This is a genomic window from Ruegeria sp. G10 (assembly GCF_056533645.1).
Genome location: NZ_JBQFOQ010000002.1, coordinates 638,412 through 658,842 on the forward strand (window position 1 = coordinate 638,412; position 20,431 = coordinate 658,842).

Below are 20,431 nucleotides of genomic sequence, written 5' to 3' on the forward strand. Positions count from 1 at the left end.
CTCACTCCGCTGCAATCGCCTTGGGGGCGGGTGTTTTAGGCTTGGCGCCGTGTTCGTATTCTTCGAGGAAATCGAGGACCTCCTGCCGGTAGGCGTAGTAATCCGGATGTTCCAACAGGGCCTTGCGCGTGCGTGGGCGCGGCAGGTCGACCTTGGTGATCTTGCCGATCGTCGCCTGTGGGCCGTTGGTCATCATCACGACACGGTCGGCCAGCAGGATTGCCTCGTCCACGTCGTGGGTGACGCAAATCGCGGTCACCTTGGTGCGGGACCAGACCTCCATCAGCACTTCCTGCAATTCCCAGCGGGTCAGGCTGTCGAGCATTCCGAACGGTTCGTCCAGCAGCAGAAGTTTGGGCGACAGTGCGAAGGCGCGGGCGATACCGACGCGCTGCTTCATCCCGTTCGAGAGATCCGAGGCAGATTTGTCCATCGCATCGGCCAGCCCGACGCGTTCCAGATAGTATTCGACCACATCCTGACGCTCGGCCATGCTGGCCTTGGGATAGACCTTGTCGACGCCAATCGCGACGTTTTCTTTGGCGGTCAGCCACGGGAACAGGTTCGGCGATTGGAATACCACGGCGCGCTCGGGATCGGCCCCTTCGACGTGGCGGCCATCCAGCTTGATCGCACCTTTCGAGATGTCATTAAGACCTGCGGCCATAGTCAGAACCGTGGACTTGCCGCAGCCCGAATGTCCGATCAGCGAGATGAACTCGCCCTTGTCGATCTTCAGGTCGAAATCCTCGACTACGGTCAGGGGGCCTTTGGGCGTCGGATACACCTTGTGCAGCTGCGAGAAGTCGAGGAAACGGTTCTCGATCATCCCCTTCTGCGCCTCGGCGACCGCCGTTGGAACCCCGTGGATCGGGGTGACATCCGGCAGGATACGAGAGCCTTCGACCTTGGCCTCGATCCCCACATCCATCAGGTATTTGGTGACGTCCGCCCGCAGGCGTTTGAACGTCTCGTCATTGTTCATCGCACCGCGTTCGCGCGGGCGCGGGATCGAGACACGGAACTCTTGCCCCAGCGTCCCATCCGGGTTCAGAGCAATGATCCGGTCGGCCAGAATGATCGCCTCATCCACATCATTGGTGATGAGGACACAAGTCTTCTTGTCAGCCTCCCAGATGTGTTCGATCTCATCCGCCAGATTGGCGCGGGTCAGCGCGTCGAGCGCTGACAAAGGCTCATCCAGCAGCAGAACCTCGGGGTTCATCGACAAAGCGCGCGCCACGTTGACCCGCTGGCGCATCCCGCCGGACAACTCCGCCGGGCGGCGCGTTGCGGCGTGGCTGAGACCTACCATCTTGACGTAATGCGCGACCTTCTCGGCTTTCTCGGCCTTGCTGAGGCCGGGAAAGACAGTATCCACCGCCAGCCCCACATTGCCGCTGACCGTCAGCCATGGCATCAGAGAGTAGTTCTGGAAGATCACGCCACGCTCAGGGCCCGGCCCTTTGATCGGAGTGCCTTTGAAGGTGACTTCGCCTTTGGACGGCGTATCCAGGCCAGCCATCAGGTTGATCAGGGTCGTTTTACCGGTGCCCGAGAAGCCGAGGATCACCAGAAACTCACCCTCTTGCACGTCAAGGTCTATGCCTTTCAACACATCTGTGCGCGCGGTGCCTTCACCGAAGGATTTCGAGGCGTTCTTGAAGCTCAGAATGCTCATCTAGATCACCGGTTATTCGTGAAGGTAAACAGGGATTGCAGCGCGTACATCACCCGGTCCAGCAGGAAGCCGATGATGCCGATGGTGAAGACCGCAACCATGATCTTGGCCAGCGAGCTGGACGAGCCGTTCTGGAACTCATCCCAGACGAACTTGCCCAAACCGGGGTTCTGCGCCAGCATTTCCGCCGCGATCAGAACCATCCAACCGACGCCCAGTGACAGACGTAGACCGGTGAAGATGAGCGGCAGGGCAGAGGGCAAAACCAGTTTGGTGATCTTGGTATAGGTGTTCATTTTCAACACCTTGGAGACATTCACCAGGTCCTTGTCGATGGAGGCAACACCCAGCGATGTATTGATCAGCGTGGGCCACAGCGAACACAAGGTGACGGTGATGGCCGAGATCAGGAAAGACTTGGCGAACCAGCCGTCATTTGTGACGTAAACGGCCGAGACGATCATGGTGACGATTGGCAACCAGGCCAGCGGAGACACCGGTTTGAAGATCTGGATCAGCGGGTTCAGCGCAGCATTGGCGGTCGGAGACAGGCCAGCGGCAATGCCAAGCGGCACGGCGACCACTGTGGCGATCAGAAAGCCGAAGAACACCGTTTTGATCGAGGTCCAGATTTGCTGGTAGTAGGAGGGCGCCCCGGTAAAGGCGACTTCCTTCACCTTTTCGGGCTGACCGGCATCAATGAACTTTTGGTTACGCTTTTCGACCATCGCTTCGAATTTGGCGCGCTTGGCGGCCTTGGCCTTTGCGTCTTCGTTCAGGCTGACCATCTCGCTCCAAACCTGCGCAGGTCCGGGGACCGCACCAAGCGAGGTTTGTACCTTGGGGGCCAGTGTGGCCCAGAGCAGCAGAAAGGCACAAATCGACAACAGGGGTACGATCAGCAAGCGCCAGATCTCGGTCATCTGGGCGCGTGGGTTGTCTCCGGCGGCGGCCTTCAGGACCGGCGTGGCCCAGCTGAGGCCCAACACCTGGAACCATTTATCGGCTGCGTTGATGCGGGTGAAAAGGCGGGCGCGACGTTCCTCTCGGGCGGAGTCTGCGTTGAATTCGGGATCGACCGTTGTCATCTGATGTGTCCTTGCGATGGCGGGGCACTTTGGGGTCCGCGCCCGACGAGGGCCGGGCGCGGCGTTTGGGGAATTAGCCTTGCACGTCCGAGCCGACGACCGTCTGACCGTCTTTCAGACCGATGGACAGGCTTTCGAGATAGGCGTTGGGGGTGCGGCCGTCATAAGGGATACCGTCGATGATATCCTCGGCCGGGGTCGGGGCTTTGTAGCCGTCGCTGTCCCAGGGGAAATCAGCCTCGTTCGCCAGACCTTCATCGACCAGCAGGCGCGCGGCCTCAAGGTAGATCTCGGGCTTGTAGACCGACTTGGCGACTTCGTCATACCAGCTGTCGGGCTTGGACTCGGCGATCTGGCCCCAGCGGCGCATCTGGGTCAGGTACCAAATCGCGTCCGAGTAGAACGGGTAAGTCGCGTTATAGCGGAAGAACACGTTGAAATCGGGAACTTCGCGCTTGTCGCCTTTTTCGTATTCGAACGTGCCGGTCATCGAGTTGGCGATGACGTCATAATCCGCGCCCACATATTCCGGACGGCTCAGGATCTCGACCGCCTCGGGACGGTTGGCGTTGTCGTTTTCATCCAGCCACTGCGCCGCGCGGATCAGCGCCTTGGTCACGGCCAGAGTGGTGTTCGGGTACTCTTCGGCGAACTCGGCTGTGATGCCGAAAACCTTTTCAGGATTGTTCTTCCAAAGTTCATAGTCGGTGATGACCGGAACACCGATGCCCTTGAACACGGCCTGCTGGTTCCACGGCTCACCTACGCAATAGCCGTAGATAGTGCCGGCCTCCAAGGTAGCGGGCATCTGCGGCGGAGGCGTCACCGACAGGAACACATCCGCGCCGATCTGGCCGGTCACGTTTTCGGGGCTGTAGAACCCAGGATGCAGACCACCGGCGGCCAGCCAGTAGCGCAGTTCGTAATTATGGGTCGAAACCGGGAAGACCATGCCCATGTTGAAGGGCTTGCCTTCGGACTTGTACTTCTCGACGACCGGTGCCAGTGCCTCGGCGCTGATCGGGTGCTGTGGGCGGCCATCATCCATCTTGGGGATATTGGGCTTCATTTCTTCCCAAATCTCGTTCGAGACCGTGATGCCGTTGCCGTTCAGATCCATCGAGAACGGTGTGATGATATGGGCTTCGGTCCCGTATCCGATGGTCGCCGCCAAAGGCTGGCCTGCCAGCATATGCGCGCCGTCCAGCTGCCCGCCGATCACGCCATCCAGCAGCACTTTCCAGTTGGCTTGGGCTTCAAGGGTCACAAACAGGCCCTCGTCCAGAAAGTAACCCTGCTCATAGGCGACGGCCAGAGGGGCCATGTCGGTCAGCTTGATAAAGCCAAAAGTCAGTTCGTCTTTTTCCAGTTCCAGCTCGGCAAGTACCGGAGACACAAGCGCGGTAGACGCAATGAGGCCCAGAAGTAGCTTTTTCATCTCGATCCCTTTCGGTTCAGCCCAAACATTTGGGCAAACAAAAAAGCCGCCGACGCAGTCCGCCGGGAGGAGGTGGCGGATGGTCGAGCGGCTTTGCTCTTGTCAGTTGCCCTGATGTTCGGGCGAATTCTTTCGGAGGCGTCGTTGCCTGCCGGTGAGGCTATTTAGCCAATCGCTGCGCGGGGCGTCATCAAATTTTGCCGTTCTTGGGCGAAAAATTCTGCGTCGCAGCATGGTGAGATGCTGCAGTGCAAAAAAAATGTGCAGGTTCAGCCGGACGGCTCGAAAATGCGCCGATCGAAGAACAGGTTCCGAAGCAGAATCAGGCTTCCATGCGCCGAGGCGACGGCTGTTGACTCGGTCAAAGCACCTTCCAGCTTTTCGGATGCACCAGGTGTCTCAACCCCCAAACCTTGCAATTCGCGGCGATACAGATCGCTGCGAAAGACCTTGGCCGCGTGGCGTTCAGAGGCGCCGGCATCCAGCCCGTTTCGTTTTGCGAGCTGATGGGCAACCCATTTCGCCTGACTACGCCATGGAAACGTGGCCGCGCCGTCAAAGAACTCGACAAAACCGTCAACATGGCGCTGTTCGCCACGCGCCGAGATCGCGAAGTCGCCCATCAGGGCGCGGTCTATCAATTCGGGTGACACGTTCAGATAGGTTTTACGCGACAGCATATCTGATGCGGTTGTTCGGCTCTCCGGGTTGGACAGCCAGCGCCCGGCACGCCAGACCGCGCGCATGAGGCTGCCCAGCAGATGAGGTTCGGTTTCGGCCCAATCGTTCCTGACCGCAAGAACCTTTTCCGGCGCGCAGGTCCAGATTGCCCGACCGGGCAACAGTAGCGTGCCGACGTTATCGTCTACCGCGAAAGAGCCCCAAGGCTCGCCTACGCAGAACGCATTGATCTCGCCGCTGGCCAAAGCCTGGGCCATCAAGGGTGGCGGGACTGTGCGAATTTCGACCTGCTTGGCGGCCAATTCAGTGCCTGCAACCCAATAGCGCAGCAGCTCGACATGCATCGAGAATGGAAAAGGCACGCCGAAAACAAGAACGTCGTCGGCCGCTTTTGCCAGCGCTGCTCCTGCTGCTCGGGCGTCGTCAAAGTCGAAGCCATATCCCTGATCGACCAGTCGCTTTGCCAGCCCGTTTCCGACGCCAATGACATTTCCGTTCAGCGACAGAACAGACACCGCAGACAGTTGCGTGGCGATACCGCCCAAACCCAAGGCCATAGCAACCGGTACCGGAGAGAGCAGATGCGCCGCGTCTACATGGCCAAAAGCCAGCATATCACGCAGTGATGACCAGGACGGGGCAGGGCGCAGGTCAAGTGAGATACCCTCGGCGTGGTCAAATCCCATCTCGCGCGCGACGATCAGCGGAGCCGCATCGACCAGGGGCATGTAGGCCACAGGTAGCGTTACGGTTCTCATGACAACAACTCCGAGGCGGTCACCAGAGCTTCTGCCACTTCTGCCACGCGTCGGTTCTGATTCATCGCAGTTTTCCGCAGCAACGCATAGGCCTCATCCTCCTGAAGGCCCTTTGCCTTCATCAGCAAGCCCTTGGCGCGGTCGATCAGCTTGCGCTCTTCCAGCGCGCGCCGGGTCTCTTCCAACTCGACGCGCATTTGACGCAGCATCTGGAACCTTGCGATCGCTGTGTCCATGACGGGCTTGATGCGTTCGGCCTGCAAGCCGTCCACGACATAGGCTGACACACCTGCCTCAATCGCGGCCTTGGCCAACCCGCCCGCAGCCCCCGATACGAACATCGCCACTGGGCGTTCCATCGGACCCGACGCTACCGTCAATTCCTCCAGCATGTCGCGCGAGGGGTTGTCGACATCAATAAGTACAATATCGGGGCTATGCGTCGCGATTTTGCGCGCCAGACCTGACGCGCTGTCGATTATGAAAACGTCTACGTCCCCGGACTCTTTCAAGGCATCGACAATCGCGAAAGCGCGGTCCTGGTTTTGCTCGACGACAACGACGGTCAGGTTTTGGCTCATGGCCTTCAGCTGGGCCCTGCCGGTGTTCAGCACAATTCGAAATGTGCGGAACACAGTTCCGGGTCATCGAGTTGCCTATCTTATAGGCATTTTTCGTCATGTTGCGGAGAGTCTGCGCATTTTGGGCGCGGGTTGTTGGGCAGCGAGATATACTGTCTGGGGTTGGCCGTCCCCCGCGTCGTTAGTCCAGCCGCTGACTATTGTGGCGTAGGCTGAGGATATCGCGTCGGCTGTAGTGCCCTGCCGGGTCCAATTTCATGCGCGCAGCAATGACTTGTTCGATGTCGATTTCGGCATAAAGTATCGTTTCTTCGCCCATGACCGGACCGGCGATGAGTTGACCGCCGGGTGCGGCGATCATGCTGCCGCCGTCATTGATAACATCGCGGCCCTCGGTCACGTAGCGCCGAAGCGGAAAGCTTTCGGGAATGTCACGGCTGCGCAAGAGGCCCGAGACGGAGATGACATAGACGCGCCCCTCCATCGCTATGAACTGGGTGATGTGATCTGTGACATCCAGGTCTCCGGGCCATGTCGCGATATGCAGGTGCTCGCCCTGCTGGTATAGCGTCTGGCGGGCCAGCGGTTGCCAGTTCTCGTAACAGTTCAAGCCGCCGATCCTGACGCCCTGCCAGTCCTGCACAGACAACCCATGACCATCCCCGTCTGCCCATAGAAGCCGCTCGTGAAAAGTGGGTTTGAGTTTGCGGTGAACATTCACGACGCCTTTGTCGGGATGCACCGAGACCAATGAGGCATAGACCGACCCGCCAGATCCCGACCGCTCGACAATGCCGGTCATGACGGCCACGCCCAGTGCGGTCGCTTCGGCGCAAATCGCTGCGACTTCAGGCCCATCTGTCGTGATGGCGGATTTCAGATAGGCCACATGGCCAATTTTGAGCAACTCGTCATTGTGCGCCACCGCTTCGGCCCTAAGCCAGACAGGGTAGCCCGACAAGAACACCTCGGGAAAGACCACCAGTTCTGCCCCGTTTGCGGCAGCGTCCCGTAGCAACGAGATCAACTTGTCGGTGCTGGCCTGAGGATCAAGAAAGACCGGAGCGGCCTGAACGGCGGCAACTTTCATCGGATAGTATCCTGCAACTAGAAGCGTGACGCCCGCGTCCAATCAGATCAGGCGCGGGTCCGAGTGTCAAACCGGATCGGTTAGCCGGGATTTGCCGGTGCTGTATCCATTTCGTCGTTAACCGGGCCCCAAGGCTGGGCCGAGTCGCACCAGATCTGGATCGTTGGCTTGACCCATGAGCTGTCGTTCAGCGTACCGGCCTTTACGGCAGCAAGATTGCCGAACGCGGGCATTTCCGTAGACAGCGGCGAGCCGCAATTGCTGCAAAAATTCCGCGTCACGGGTTGCCCCGAGGCCCCGTTTACAACGAATTGCCTGCGGCTTTCGCCTTCAAATGCGATCGAAGCCGTCGGGACCAGAACATTGGTCGAATAGGCCGAGCCGCTTTGGCGCTGGCAGTCGGGGCAATGGCAGACAACCATCATCGCGGGTTCTTCCGCGCTTGAGCTATAGGTGACCTGTCCGCACAGGCAGTGTCCTTCGATCTTCGGCATTGGCTTCTCCTTGCTGGTTGTTGGTTATGGGGTTGGCCCTCGGGGCGGCATCAAATGGTCAGCCGACTGGTTGAACAGGGTTGAGTTTTGTTCAGCCGTTGCCTTGCCCGAGAATTGCGCGTCTTTGTGCAGATCAATGGCGGCCCGCACCGCTGGTCTTGTTTTGATGCGCTGACGCCACGCCGCCACGTTCGGAAACTGCGCGAGTGCGACACCCAAGGGTTTCGCGATAAAGGCCCATGGAAAGCACATCATGTCCACGATCGTATAACGCCCGAGCATGTAATTGCGCCCGTCCAGCCAGTGTTCCATCACGGCCAGAGCACGCTCGAACTCTCCTTTGTACCGGCTCAGGGAATAGGGCTGTTCCTCTGGCGCGTAGTTTACGAAATGACTGAGTTGCCCGCCCATGGGCCCCTGGTTTGCGGCCTGCCAGAACAGCCATTCGTTGAAGGCGATGCGCTCTCGATTGTTTTCCGGCCCGAATTGCCCGCTACGTTCGGCGAGATACAACAGGATGGCGCCGCTTTCGAACACGCTCAGCGGTCCGCCTTCGGCGTCATGGTCTACAATCGCAGGCATTCTGGCATTGGGACTTATGGCGCGGAACTCGGGCGTGAACTGATCACCCGCTCGCAGATTCATTAGGGTCGTGCGATGATCCAGCCCCGTTTCCGCCAGCATAATCGCCACTTTCCAGCCATTTGGTGTCGGGGCATAGTAGAAATCGATCATGACGCATCAGCCAACGTGCCGGTCTTCAGGCTGCGGCGCAGTTCCTCACTGTGCTCACCCAATTCGGGCGCTGGACGCAGATCGGTCGCCGGGGTCCCGTGAAACACTGCCGCTGACCTGGCCTGCCGCAACCGGCCTGCCGTGGGATGGTCGTATTCGACGCAGGTTCCATTGGCCTCAAGCTGAGGATGCTGCCGCATTTCACGCCGAGTGAGAACCGGCGCACAAGGCACACCCGCGGCCTCAAGCGCGGCCAACAAAACGTCGCGGTCGATGTCGCGCACAATCTCTTGGGTCAGATCCAGCCTTGCATCGCGGTTTATGTCGCGCAGCTCGGTGGTTCTGAAACGCTCATCTTCGAGGATGTCGGGGCGTTCGGTAGCGTTCGCCAGAGCCTCCCAATGCTTGTTTTGCATGATCGATATGCTGAGATAGCCGCCTTTGACTTCGTAGATCAGATCGTGAAACGATTGACTTTCCTCAACTTCCATCTCGTCGCCCACAAAGGTGTGACCATTCATGTCCGAGGCCCAAAGGAACGCCGCGACAGTGTCCAGCATCGACAGGGTCACTTTTTGGCCCTTTCCGGTGCGCTCGCGGGAGAGCAGCGCGGCGGTCACGGCCTGACTTGCCTGAACGGCGGTCAGTTTATCGGGCAGGATGGTGCGGACCAGGCGCGGCCGTTCCGCATCCGAACCAGCCTGAACGGTCGTCAGGGCCGACAGCGCCTGAATAAGTGGGTCATACACCGGTTTATCGGCAAGCGGCCCTTCGAAGCCGAACCCGGAAATCGACATATAAACCAGACGGGGGTTGAGCGCGCTCAGCACCTCATACCCTAGACCCAACCGGTCAACGACACCGGGTCGAAAGTTCTGGATGAACACATCCGCCCCCGCCACAAGTGTCTTGATCATATCGATATCATCGGGGTCCTTGAGGTCTGCGACCACCGAGCGCTTGTTCCGGTTGTTGTTGAGATATGAGGCAGAATGGCCACCTCTGCGTGTGGCGACATGGCGCGTGAAGTCGCCTTCGGCGCGCTCAATCTTGATGACGTCTGCACCCTGATCCGCCAGAATCATGGTGCACATGGGCCCTGAGACAACGGCGGTCAGGTCGATGATCCGGATGCCCGATAGCGGACCGTTGCGGTGAACGTTGCCATGTTGGGTCACAGCCAACCTCCTGCAATATTTGCATAGAGCCTACGGTCGGATCAGCAGGCTGAAAAATGCAAAAACCTCAGCAGGGGATGAAAAAAATTCAACTCCGCTGAGTCAGGAGCCAATCGTGGAACCGTTTCACGTCGGAGCGCATGGACCGGTCGGGCCGCGCGACGTAGTATCCGATATTGTCGGCGTCAGGCACATCATAAGGCGCTACCAGAATGCCCGCGGACAACAAAGGATCGACCAGCGGGCGGCGTCCCAATGCGATGCCCAACCCGTCCTGCGCGGCCTGAATGGTCAGTTCATAGGTCTCAAGGCTGTACCGCCGGTTCGCCTCAGGTGCCGCATAGCCCCGTGCCTTACACCATGTATCCCATTCGGCTTCGACGGTGGCATTCGCAAGGAACCGTTGCGTTTTAAGGGCGTCGGCGAGTGATGCGTCATTCAGGTTTGCCGCCAGCTCGCGCGACATGACCGGCACAATGCGTTCCCGCAATAACGGCGTCGTAACAGTTTGGGGCCATCCGCCTGTGCCACGCCGAATGGCCAGATCGACGTTCTCGCGCTCAAGATCCACCACGCGTGTTGTCGTCACCAGGTTGACCTCAAGATCAGGATGTCGGCGCTCCAGATCGGCCAGCCTTGGTAAAAGCCATCCGGCGGCGAAGGATGGCGTCAACGTCAGCGATATTCGTTTGCGATCTGGCGTAGACCGTATTGCTTCGGTCGCGCGCAGAATCTCGGACAGTGGGCCCCTGATCTGATCAAAAAACTGGCTGCCGTCGGCGGTCAGGAACAATCGGCCTTTCCGGTTTTCGATCAATCTCACGCCCAGTTCGGCTTCCAATGATTTGACCTGATGGCTGATGGAAGACGCCGAAACATTCAGGCGGTTGGCGGCTTTGACCGCGCTGCCCGTCAACGCAACCGCATAGAAGGACTTCAACCCCCCGAATGGGGGAAACCGGTCATGATTGGGTGTGCGCTTTTTGACTGACATAGGTGCAGGTTAGCGCGAAGGCTAAGGAATGGAAGCCCGTGCGAAACGCGGGTGCCGGCCAGCGCTTTGGTCATGTACGAAGACGATGCACGCCTGACGTGTGGCAAAGGACCGAACCACCGAAGGCGCGGCGGCATTTTGACGTTTGATGGCGCGAAAAGTTCGTAATTTGATGTTTCCAATAGTGAACGAAAGCGTACGTTGCGCGCAAATCGGATTCAACTGTAACCACACGGGTAGACCATGAGCGACCTTGAAGCGCAGCGCAATATCTCTATCGAAGCGACCCAGAGCGGGCCACCGCCGCGGACAATCAACCCGTTTTTCGGCGTGGGGCCCATCACGGATGTGATCCAGGATGAGGCGGACGGGCGCAAAAATCGCTTTGAATTCGATCGCTGGCTGGAATCCACCTATCGCAAGCTTGATGACAACGGAAACGATCTGGGGCCGTTCACCACGGCGGAGATCGGCCGCTCAATGCACCGGGGCTATCCGGCGGATGCGATTCTGCGCGATATGATGTTCCACATTCACCGCTACTTCGGGTTCCCTAAAGAAAACCCGATGGCGGTGGGCCTGGGCGGCGGTCACAGCGGTTTCACGGTCGCGATCATGCATCTGATGAACCCGAACCTGCAGGGTCAGAAACTGTTCGTCGACACGCCGCGCCCGGAATCCGAGGATGCAACAAAGGGCGGGTTCTTCCGCCAAAGCTGGGGCACCCAGATCCTTGAGCTGCAGCAGTTCGCAGCCAATGGTCACGAAGACAAAGTGGTTTTCGCTGGCGCCGAAGGGACCATCCCCTCTGCTGATGAGCTGGAGGCGATGGGTATCACGTTGTTCGTTGGCGTCGGCCACGAAACCACCGGTGCCACCACGTATACCACCGAAGAGGTCAGGTCGCTGCTGGAGTGGCTGAGCCGCGATCCTTTGAACCGCCATGCAATGATCGATGCGACCTCGATGCTGGGCGGCATGCCCTGGCCGCAGGACGTTGTCGAAGCGTTCATGGCCAAGTGCAATATCTTCACCCCGTTCCAGAAGGCGATCGGCGGTATCTCGGGTTATTTTCTGGCTTCGTTTACTCCGGCTGCGATGCAATTGATCGAAGATAACCAGAAGAACCCGGCCTGGGCGATTGCGCGACAGCTGAAGCTGGTGGTGCCAACTGATGCCAAGAAACCCCTGACCGGCGAAAAAACCGTTGGACTGGGCCCGTTCTATGATGCCGCAGCCGACAAGATGACCGGCGGTGTGATCAATACATTCTCGTCGTTGGCCTTTGCCGAAACCACCTATGGCCTGCTACGCGTCGAAAAGATGTTTGGCTCGGTCGAAGTGATGAACCAGCGCTCGGCTGCAAACCGCGCCAAGATCGATGAATGGCTTGCCGGTCAGAGCTTGCTGGTTGCCGGCGTGGCGGATGCGGCCAAACGGGGTGCGGCCGTGACCTTGTTGGCCGTCAATGACCCGGGCATTACCGATCCGTCCATCCATGGGCGTATCATCGCGCGTTCGAAACAGCTGTTGGGGTACGAGGGTCTGACCCACCCGAATGGTGATTATGAACCCGGCCTTGATGCAGCGCGCTATGTCAATGCGTTCCCCGGCACTCCGGGCGATTACCGCGCATGGATCGGCGGTATTCGCGAGCCCGAAGACATCGTGCGCCTGCTTGAAAACATCTCATACGCCTACCACCGCGCCAAGGTGGTGGTCCTGGAAGAAGAGCTTGCGGCGCAGGGCACAACGTTCGACGCCTCGGCCGATGGCGGTTCGGACGTGCGTAAAGATGATCCCACCCGTGCCTACCGCATTCTGGTCGCGGATCTGGTTGGTCTGAAGTTTGGCGCTGACGGTCAGCCTGATGCCTCTGCCGTTCAGGCCTATGTCGAAGACCAGGGTGCCACCTTCACGTATGGCGGATGGGATGGCTCGGATTTGCCTGCGGGACAGCATTTCTTCTACTTGCCGGACCTGTCGACTCACGAAGAGCTGACGGCGGCCTGCTGCGGAAACCAATATGACGCGGTGATTGCTGCGGCGACATTCTTCCCGGAAAACGCAACCTTCCCCGAAGGTGGTGTACGCATCGGTGCGGGTACCGGGAACATGGCCTGTGCCTGTTGGGGTGGTGGCGACGGTGCGGGCGGTGCGGCCCCTCTGATGAACACGCCCAGCTTCAACAGCCGTGCGACAGCCCAGACAGCGATGAAAGCGTTGCTGCGTGTTCTGCCCGACCTGAAGGTTGATGAGATGCACACGCGTGTCGTGGCGGGCGATTTTGATACTGGCAAGCATCTGCGCGACTACCCGACTGAAAAGCTTGAAGGTAAACGCCTGGGTGTCATCGGGTACGGCAACATTGGTCGCGAAGTGGCCAAACTGGGCAAAGCCTTTGGCATGACAGTGGCGATCTATGCGCGCGAACATCACCGCAAGTGGATCGAAAGCGAAGGCTTCATCTATGCCGCGACCCCTGAGGAAGCCGCCAAAGGCGCGGACGTGTTGTCGCCCCACACAGGCCTTGGCGCGAAGGGCGCGGATGGCGTGTTCGCCAACGCGGGTCTGGTAGGAGCGTCGGTTCTGCAAGCGCTGAATGACGGTGCAGTTTTGGTGAACTACGATCGCGGCGAAGTTGTCGACGCGGATGCGCTGAATGATGCGATGGCATCGGGCAAAGTGGCGTATGCCGCCATTGATGCCGATCTGTTCGTCGCAGAAGATGGCAGCCTGTTTGGCCCCATGGTCCCTTACCGACCGCTGATCGAGGCCTATCCAGGTCGCCTGGAGCTGCTGCCTCATGCGGCAGCCGATACCGAGCACACGTCGCGCGTCGAGGGCGCCAAGCAGGCGGTTGACCAAATCCTGGCTGCGATCCGATACCGCGAGGTGATCAACTGCAAGGGCGATCTGCCGGAGGGCTACACAAGTGGCGGGGCGCAGACAGTACCGGGTGTTGGCAAGGTTTTCGCCTCGGTCATCGCGTCTGCGGCTGCTGATCCCGAGACACTGACTCGTCTGCGCGATACGGCTGAAACTCTGGCAGCCATTTGGGGTGCGATTGAATCGACACGGGACCCTGTCCGCCGTGCCGAGCTGATTGAGCGCCATGGCGAGGCACTCACGCTTGCGTCGAACAGGATGCACAGCGACTTTGACGCGTTGGGTTTGGTTGGCGGCTACAACTGATCCAAGCCAGACGCTTGTAAACAAAAGACAGCCGGCGCGTGTGGTCACATCGCACGCGCCGGTTTTTTTGATTCTGCTGACACCGCCGTCGATGTATTGGCGGCCGTTTGCACGGCGACCGGGACATCGCGTCACAGCAGGGCGGCTTGCAAGTAAGTCGATATTAGTATACCGCCGCATACAAACGAGACAGCGCAGACACCCGAAACATTCGGGCGCTGGCGCAAAACCACAACTGTTGGGATGAACCATGGGCCTTTTTGCTGATTACCTTGATGAAATCGAAACGCGTAAAACGCAGGGTTTGAACCCCAAACCCATCGAAGATGGGGCGCTTGTGCAAGAGCTTGTGGCGCTCATCAAAGAGGGTGATCAGGCGCATCGGGCGGACGCGTTGAAGTACTTCATCTACAACACGCTGCCCGGTACAACCAGCGCGGCCGGAGAAAAGGCGCGCTTCCTCAAAGAGATCATATTGGGCGATGCGGCCGTGGAAGAGATTTCAATCCCGTTCGCCTTTGAGCTGTTGTCGCACATGAAGGGCGGCCCTTCCGTCGAGGTGCTTCTCGATCTTGCATTGGGCGACACCCCCGAGATCGCTCAGCAGGCCGCCGACGTGCTGAAAACGCAGGTCTTTCTGTATAATGCAGACACAGAACGCCTAAGCAGCGCGTATGCCGCGGGCAACATGACAGCACGTGAAATTTTGGAAAGCTATGCACGCGCTGATTTCTTCACCAAGCTTCCCGATATTGATGAAGAAATCAAAGTCGTAACTTATGTCGCTGCAGAAGGTGACATTTCGACGGACCTTTTGTCCCCGGGCAATCAGGCGCATTCGCGGTCAGACCGCGAATTGCATGGCAAGTGCTTTATCTCGGAGACTGCGCAAGCAGAAATTCAGGACCTGCAGCGTCAGCACCCGGACAAACGCGTTATGCTGATTGCGGAAAAGGGGACAATGGGCGTTGGCTCGTCCCGTATGTCGGGCGTCAACAACGTCGCGCTTTGGACCGGTAAACAGGCCAGCCCCTATGTCCCGTTCGTGAACATTGCACCGATTGTGGCGGGAACCAATGGCATCTCGCCGATTTTCCTAACCACGGTCGGCGTGACCGGCGGTATCGGTATTGATCTCAAAAACTGGGTCAAGAAAGTCGACTCAGAAGGTAATCCGATCCTGAACAACGACGAAAGCCCTGTTCTTGAACAGAAGTACTCGGTTGAAACCGGAACGGTGCTGACGATCAACACGAAAGACAAAAAACTATACGATGCGGCAGGTGAAAAAGAACTGGTCGATGTCGCCTCGGCATTCACGCCGCAGAAGCTTGAATTCATCAAGGCCGGAGGGTCGTACGCGATCGTGTTCGGTAAGAAACTTCAGGCGTTTGCAGCGGAAACACTCGGGATCGAGCTGAAATCCGCCTTTGCACCGTCTCGCCAGATTTCGCATGAAGGCCAGGGTTTGACGGCGGTTGAGAAAATTTTTAACAAAAACGCTGTCGGAGTTGCTGCGGATACTGTTTTGCACGCTGGTTCAGATGTTCGGGTCAAAGTGAACATCGTCGGATCGCAGGATACGACAGGTTTGATGACCGCGCAGGAGCTGGAGTCGATGGCGGCGACAGTGATCGCTCCGACCGTGGATGGTGCGTACCAGTCAGGTTGCCATACGGCCTCGGTCTGGGACAAGAAAGCGCAGGCCAATATCCCGAAGCTGATGGCCTTCATGAATAATTTCGGCCTGATCACTGCGCGCGACCCAAAGGGGGTCTATCACGCTATGACCGACGTCATCCATAAGGTGCTTAATGACATTACCGTCGATGACTGGGCCATTATCATCGGGGGTGACTCGCATACGCGAATGTCGAAAGGCGTAGCCTTTGGCGCGGATTCGGGCACTGTTGCGCTGGCTTTGGCGACAGGAGAGGCCACCATGCCTATTCCCGAGTCGGTGAAGGTGACGTTCAAAGGCCGGATGGCCGATCATATGGATTTTCGTGATGTGGTTCATGCCACGCAGGCGCAAATGCTGCGGAAGTTCGGCGACAACGTGTTTCAGGGGCGCATTATCGAAGTGCATATCGGCACTCTGCTTGCCGATCAGGCCTTTACGTTTACCGACTGGTCTGCGGAAATGAAGGCCAAAGCTTCGATCTGTATCTCGGAAGATGATACGTTGATCGAGTCTCTGGAGATCGCAAAAAGCCGTATCCAGATCATGATCGACAAAGGGATGGAGAATGAGGCGCAGACCCTGCATGGTCTTATTGCAAGTGCCGACAAACGCATCGCCCAGATCAGATCGGGTGAGGTTCCGGCGCTGAAACCAGATGAAAACGCCGAGTACTTCGCGGAGCTGGTGGTGGATCTGGATGAGATCAACGAACCGATGATCGCGGATCCTGATGTAAACAACGCCGATGTTTCAAAGCGGTATACTCACGATACGATCCGACCGGTCTCTTACTACAACGGGGAAAAGAAGGTCGACCTGGGATTTGTTGGCTCGTGCATGGTGCACAAAGGGGATCTGATCATTGTGTCCCAAATGCTCAAGAACCTTGAAAAGAAAGACGGTAAAGTCACGTTCAAGGCGCCGCTGGTCGTGGCGGCCCCGACCTATAACATCGTGGATGAATTGAAGGATGAAGGTGAGTGGGCCACGCTGCAGGAGTATTCGGGTTTCGAGTTCGATGATCTGTTTCCGAAAACGTCGGCCCGCACTGCCTATGAGAACACCCTTTACCTTGAACGTCCCGGCTGCAACCTGTGTATGGGCAATCAGGAGAAGGCTGAAAAAGGGGACACCGTTCTTGCGACATCAACGCGCTTGTTCCAGGGACGCGTTGTTGAGGATTCTGAGGACAAGAAAGGTGAATCGCTTTTGGCCTCGACGCCTGTGGTGGTTCTGTCTGCAATTCTGGGACGCACGCCCAGCATTGAGGAATACAAGGATGCGGTCGAGGGCATCGATCTGACCCGCTTCGCACCGCCGTTGGCGAAACCGGCGACTTCGAACTCTGTGCATTTCTGACCGGGTCAAACGCCCGGAGCGGAAACAACTAAACAGGGGCCCGAGCCTTGGCGCGGGCCCTGAACGATCGAATAGGTCACACGATCCGCGCCGTTGGCGCATATCTTTATAGTTGCAGCGCTTATCTGGCTTTCGCCCCGCACCTCTTTCGGTTCGCAAGCCCGACTTTCGGTCCCTCACCGTTCATAAAAATGCTTTGTTTTTAGAGTGTAAGCTTAGTGTTCGCATCTTTGACGGAGGCTCTCAATGACCGAAGAGAGTGTCGCCCGGTTCGGGAAATAGCCTACATAACTCGACGGTGCGGCGACGCCGACAAGCTCTCGCGATATCAAGCGAAGCTAACACTTACGTGAATTTTCGGCGTTGCAGCAAAGTAATCTTTGCGCTGCAGAGCGTCTCAATCCAATACTGCATCAGCTGTGTTCATCTTGCGGGGTTTTCATGCGCGTCAGCGTCGGCATCGCTGTTTCCATGCTGGTCGCCCTGTCTATCGGGGTTTCGACCTTCATCGTGCATTCCTTGTGGTGGACGACGGCGCGCGACAACAGCCGGATGCTGGCGGCTGAAATAAACAGTCAGATCGCCAACACCGTCCGTATCGAAGTTGGATTGACCCTTAGATCGGCCGAGGCCGCCTGGGCCGCCGTGCGCACGATCTTTGTTCAGAACGTCATCGGCACGCGACAGGCCGACAAGCGCGAATTTGTGTTTCTGTCGCAGCTGCAGGCACAACCAAACATATCGTGGATTTTCTTTGGCTGGCCTGATGGCAACTTCTTTGCCTCGCATCGGCTCGGAGATGGCGGACTTGAGATGATCGAGATCGACAAGAACATCCGTGACCGAATGCTGCGGAAGGATCGCTACATCTTCATACCGGGCGACATTCAGTTCGAAGAACGCAGTTTTTCCGAAACAACCTATGACCCGCGCGAGCATGCGTGGTACGGGAACTTCGTGAATCTGAGCTCGCAGGGCTGGATCGAAGCGCATGGCCTTCCGGGCAGCGACAAGACCGTCTACGCTTTTGCCGGGCCGGTCGATGTGAACCGCAGGCGGCAGGGGGTTCTGGCCGTCGCGATTGAGACCGACCGCCTTTCGCGTTTCCTGGCGACGCTTCATCCCGGTGAATTTGGGGCGGCCTTTATCCTTGATGCTGACGGCAAGGTCATAGCCATTCCGGATGCAGAGGCCGACGAAACCACGCCTGCACGCATGGGCGAGGGCGAGCTATACGAGGTTGCCATGATCTCGGGCGAGAAGCTGTTGGGCGATCCGGCAGGCAACACGCCTGGCAGTCAGACAACGCGCGTTGTCATTGACGGAGTTCCTTATGCGGTGGCGTTGACGCCCCTTGGATTTTACGGATGGCGCGTCGCAACCGTCATACCGGAATCGGCCTTTTTGTCAGGCATCGACAAGACACTGATCAACCTGATTTACATCTTGATTGGCGTTGTGGTGGCTGCAACCGGTCTGGCGATCTGGCTCGTACGCCGTGTGGTCGCGAACCCGCTGGCGCGCATCGCCGAAGACCTGAGCAAGATTGAACGGTTCGATGTCGAGCGTATTTCGCGCAGGCCGTCCCGGCTCTCTGAACTGGCAAATCTGTCTGCGGCGACAGCCAGCATGGCGGCGGGCCTGTCTGCGTTCCGCAAGTATGTTCCGACCGATCTTGTGCGAATGCTGGTGGCAGAGGGGATCAAGACCGAGCCCGGCGGTGATATCAAACCGATCTCGGTCCTGTTCTGTGACGTGACTGGCTTTACCGGGCTGTCCGAAAAGCTTGGGCCTCAGATCGTCCAGTTGATGGAGCCTTTTTTCAGCGCGGCTTCGGCGGCTATCGCGCGTCATGATGGGACCATCGATAAGTTCATGGGCGATGCGGTGATGGCGTTCTGGGGGGCGCCGCGCAAAGACGATTACCACGCCCAGAATGCCTGCCGCGCGGCGCTGGATCTCGTCGCCGCTGTCGAAGCTGCGGGCATCGAAGATGAGGCTGGGAATCCTCTGCGCGTTCGGATCGGGTTGAACAGCGGCGAAGCGCTGGTGGGTAATATCGGGTCCGAGCAACGATTGAACTATACAGCGATCGGCGACGTGGTGAACGTGGCCAGCCGCCTGGAAGTCACGAACAAGGACTATGGCACGCTGATTTTGATCGGACCCGAAACCCGGCAAGAGGCAGGCGACAGCATTATCGTGCGCGAGCTCGATACGCTCACCGTCTTCGGGCGCAGCGAAGAGCTGGTGGTTTATGAACTGATCGCCATGGCGGACGATTCTGAGTCTGCACCGGCATGGATTACCGCATATGAACAGGGCCTTGCGCACTACAGGGCGCGGCGCTTTGCTGACGCGGTGATTGCGTTTGATACCGCAGACCGCATGCGCGGAGGAGATCCCGCGTCCGTTACGATGCGTGCCCGTGCGCGGGCCTTGATCGATAGCCCGCCGCCGCTGGATTGGCGAGCGGTCACCAATACCGACAAGAAATAAGTCGCCTTATCTCAGCACTGGCACCGATCTGAGGCGACGCTTGGCAAATTCGATAAAGGCGCGGGTTTTGGCGGGTGCACGTCTGCCCTCGACATGCACAAGATGCACGGGCAGGGGGGCGGGTTCGAATGCTTCCAGCACGGCGCGCAGCCTTCCTGCCTCAAGGTCCGGTCCGATCTGGTAAGACAATACCCGGCACAAGCCCCACCCCTGCCGCGCTACCGAGATCGCCGCCGCCACACTGCTGACCATCAGGCGCGGTTTGACTCTTACCGTCTCTTGCAGGTCCGGGCCGAACCGCCAGTCGGTCACCGGGCTGACCCCCGCAGCCGAGACGATCTGGTGCGCTTGCAGATCGGTCGGGGTTTCCGGCAGACCATGCGTTTCAAAATAGGACGGTGCGCCGCAAATCACGCGGCGGACATGCCCGACCCGAACGGCGGTCAGGCCCGAGGGCGGAAGCTCACCAATCCGTACCGCCAGATCGATGCCTTCCTCGACCAGATCAACAACGCGGTCGAGCATTAAGACATCTGCGGTCATGCCGGGATGTTGATCCAGAAAATCAGTCAGAATGGGGGCGACATGAATGCGCCCGAATTCGTTGGGGCAGGTAATGCGCAACTGACCGACGGGATTCGAAGCGGCCCCGCGCGCGGCGTCATCTGCCGATTGCAACAGCGCCAGGATGTGCCGTGCATCCTCCAGATAAGCCTGGCCGACTTCGGTCAAACGCACGCGGCGAGTCGTGCGGGTGAATAGACGCGCGCCCAACCGTTCTTCCAGCGCGTTCACACCGCGTGTCGCAGAAGGAGCGCTTAGGCCCAGCTTACGTGCGCCGCCTGCAAAGCTCTCGGCTTCGGCGACAGCAATGAAGACTTCCAGAGTCTGAAGACGATCCATTATTATCGAAACCCAAAATAATAACTTTCGAGAAGAGTATATTCCTTTGTCATGCGGGGCAAAATAGCTATTC

Annotated in this window: 14 protein-coding genes; 3 read left to right on the plus strand and 11 right to left on the minus strand. The window is 58.5% G+C overall.

The window, feature by feature from the left end:
• Position 1: 1 nt before the first annotated feature.
• From ACR0KM_RS06635 to ACR0KM_RS06680, 10 genes are all read right to left on the minus strand, one after another.
• Positions 2-1,681: an ABC transporter ATP-binding protein gene (locus tag ACR0KM_RS06635; protein WP_480858444.1), complete on the minus strand. Its 1,680-nt coding sequence runs from the start codon at positions 1,679-1,681 to the stop codon at positions 2-4.
• A 5-nt stretch (positions 1,682-1,686) separates the two neighbouring features.
• Positions 1,687-2,769: an ABC transporter permease gene (locus tag ACR0KM_RS06640; protein WP_480858446.1), complete on the minus strand. Its 1,083-nt coding sequence runs from the start codon at positions 2,767-2,769 to the stop codon at positions 1,687-1,689.
• A 73-nt stretch (positions 2,770-2,842) separates the two neighbouring features.
• A complete protein-coding gene (locus ACR0KM_RS06645; RefSeq protein ID WP_480858448.1) occupies positions 2,843-4,207 on the minus strand; it encodes a CmpA/NrtA family ABC transporter substrate-binding protein in 1,365 nt (454 codons plus the stop codon).
• 269 nt (positions 4,208-4,476) lie between these two features.
• A complete protein-coding gene (locus tag ACR0KM_RS06650; RefSeq protein ID WP_480858450.1) occupies positions 4,477-5,646 on the minus strand; it encodes an ABC transporter substrate-binding protein in 1,170 nt (389 codons plus the stop codon).
• The gene (locus ACR0KM_RS06655; RefSeq protein ID WP_480821099.1) at positions 5,643-6,227 is read right to left on the minus strand and encodes an ANTAR domain-containing response regulator; all 585 of its coding nucleotides are present in this window, start codon (positions 6,225-6,227) and stop codon (positions 5,643-5,645) included. Before ACR0KM_RS06655 ends, ACR0KM_RS06650 begins: the two co-directional genes overlap by 4 nt.
• A gap of 181 nt (positions 6,228-6,408) precedes the next feature.
• Positions 6,409-7,317, minus strand: coding sequence for a carbon-nitrogen hydrolase family protein (locus ACR0KM_RS06660; protein ID WP_480821097.1), 909 nt, complete (start codon positions 7,315-7,317; stop codon positions 6,409-6,411).
• 80 nt (positions 7,318-7,397) lie between these two features.
• Complete coding sequence (locus tag ACR0KM_RS06665; protein WP_480821095.1) at positions 7,398-7,811, minus strand: GFA family protein; 414 nt, start codon at positions 7,809-7,811, stop codon at positions 7,398-7,400.
• A 24-nt stretch (positions 7,812-7,835) separates the two neighbouring features.
• Entirely contained in the window at positions 7,836-8,546 is a 711-nt protein-coding gene (locus ACR0KM_RS06670; RefSeq protein ID WP_480858452.1) for a glutathione S-transferase family protein, read from the minus strand.
• The gene (locus ACR0KM_RS06675) at positions 8,543-9,724 is read right to left on the minus strand and encodes a CaiB/BaiF CoA transferase family protein (protein ID WP_480858455.1); all 1,182 of its coding nucleotides are present in this window, start codon (positions 9,722-9,724) and stop codon (positions 8,543-8,545) included. Before ACR0KM_RS06675 ends, ACR0KM_RS06670 begins: the two co-directional genes overlap by 4 nt.
• A gap of 88 nt (positions 9,725-9,812) precedes the next feature.
• Positions 9,813-10,718 carry a LysR substrate-binding domain-containing protein gene (locus ACR0KM_RS06680; RefSeq protein WP_480821089.1) on the minus strand — a complete coding sequence of 302 codons (906 nt, stop codon included), beginning with the start codon at positions 10,716-10,718 and terminating at the stop codon, positions 9,813-9,815.
• Between the two features lie 243 nt (positions 10,719-10,961).
• Between ACR0KM_RS06680 and ACR0KM_RS06685 the strand changes: the two genes are divergently transcribed.
• From ACR0KM_RS06685 to ACR0KM_RS06695, 3 genes are all read left to right on the plus strand, one after another.
• Entirely contained in the window at positions 10,962-13,913 is a 2,952-nt protein-coding gene (locus tag ACR0KM_RS06685) for an NAD(P)-dependent oxidoreductase (protein ID WP_480858457.1), read from the plus strand.
• A 250-nt stretch (positions 13,914-14,163) separates the two neighbouring features.
• Positions 14,164-16,956 (plus strand): bifunctional aconitate hydratase 2/2-methylisocitrate dehydratase, encoded by a 2,793-nt coding sequence (locus ACR0KM_RS06690; protein ID WP_480858459.1) that lies wholly within the window; start codon positions 14,164-14,166, stop codon positions 16,954-16,956.
• A gap of 441 nt (positions 16,957-17,397) precedes the next feature.
• Positions 17,398-19,455, plus strand: a complete 2,058-nt coding sequence (locus tag ACR0KM_RS06695; RefSeq protein WP_480858460.1) for an adenylate/guanylate cyclase domain-containing protein — start codon at positions 17,398-17,400, stop codon at positions 19,453-19,455.
• A gap of 6 nt (positions 19,456-19,461) precedes the next feature.
• On the opposite strand, the gene ACR0KM_RS06700 is transcribed toward ACR0KM_RS06695, so the two are convergent.
• Entirely contained in the window at positions 19,462-20,358 is an 897-nt protein-coding gene (locus tag ACR0KM_RS06700) for a LysR substrate-binding domain-containing protein (RefSeq protein WP_480858462.1), read from the minus strand.
• Positions 20,359-20,431: the final 73 nt, after the last annotated feature.

Excerpts from the sequence above, each read along its gene's own strand:
- ACR0KM_RS06635 (WP_480858444.1), bottom strand. The coding sequence starts at position 1,681 with ATGAGCATTCTGAGCTTCAAGAACGCCTCGAAATCCTTCGGTGAAGGC.
- ACR0KM_RS06640 (WP_480858446.1), bottom strand. The coding sequence starts at position 2,769 with ATGACAACGGTCGATCCCGAATTCAACGCAGACTCCGCCCGAGAGGAA.
- ACR0KM_RS06645 (WP_480858448.1), bottom strand. The coding sequence starts at position 4,207 with ATGAAAAAGCTACTTCTGGGCCTCATTGCGTCTACCGCGCTTGTGTCT.
- ACR0KM_RS06650 (WP_480858450.1), bottom strand. The coding sequence starts at position 5,646 with ATGAGAACCGTAACGCTACCTGTGGCCTACATGCCCCTGGTCGATGCG.
- ACR0KM_RS06655 (WP_480821099.1), bottom strand. The coding sequence starts at position 6,227 with ATGAGCCAAAACCTGACCGTCGTTGTCGTCGAGCAAAACCAGGACCGC.
- ACR0KM_RS06660 (WP_480821097.1), bottom strand. The coding sequence starts at position 7,317 with ATGAAAGTTGCCGCCGTTCAGGCCGCTCCGGTCTTTCTTGATCCTCAG.
- ACR0KM_RS06665 (WP_480821095.1), bottom strand. The coding sequence starts at position 7,811 with ATGCCGAAGATCGAAGGACACTGCCTGTGCGGACAGGTCACCTATAGC.
- ACR0KM_RS06670 (WP_480858452.1), bottom strand. The coding sequence starts at position 8,546 with ATGATCGATTTCTACTATGCCCCGACACCAAATGGCTGGAAAGTGGCG.
- ACR0KM_RS06680 (WP_480821089.1), bottom strand. The coding sequence starts at position 10,718 with ATGTCAGTCAAAAAGCGCACACCCAATCATGACCGGTTTCCCCCATTC.
- ACR0KM_RS06685 (WP_480858457.1), top strand. The coding sequence starts at position 10,962 with ATGAGCGACCTTGAAGCGCAGCGCAATATCTCTATCGAAGCGACCCAG.
- ACR0KM_RS06690 (WP_480858459.1), top strand. The coding sequence starts at position 14,164 with ATGGGCCTTTTTGCTGATTACCTTGATGAAATCGAAACGCGTAAAACG.
- ACR0KM_RS06695 (WP_480858460.1), top strand. The coding sequence starts at position 17,398 with ATGCGCGTCAGCGTCGGCATCGCTGTTTCCATGCTGGTCGCCCTGTCT.
- ACR0KM_RS06700 (WP_480858462.1), bottom strand. The coding sequence starts at position 20,358 with ATGGATCGTCTTCAGACTCTGGAAGTCTTCATTGCTGTCGCCGAAGCC.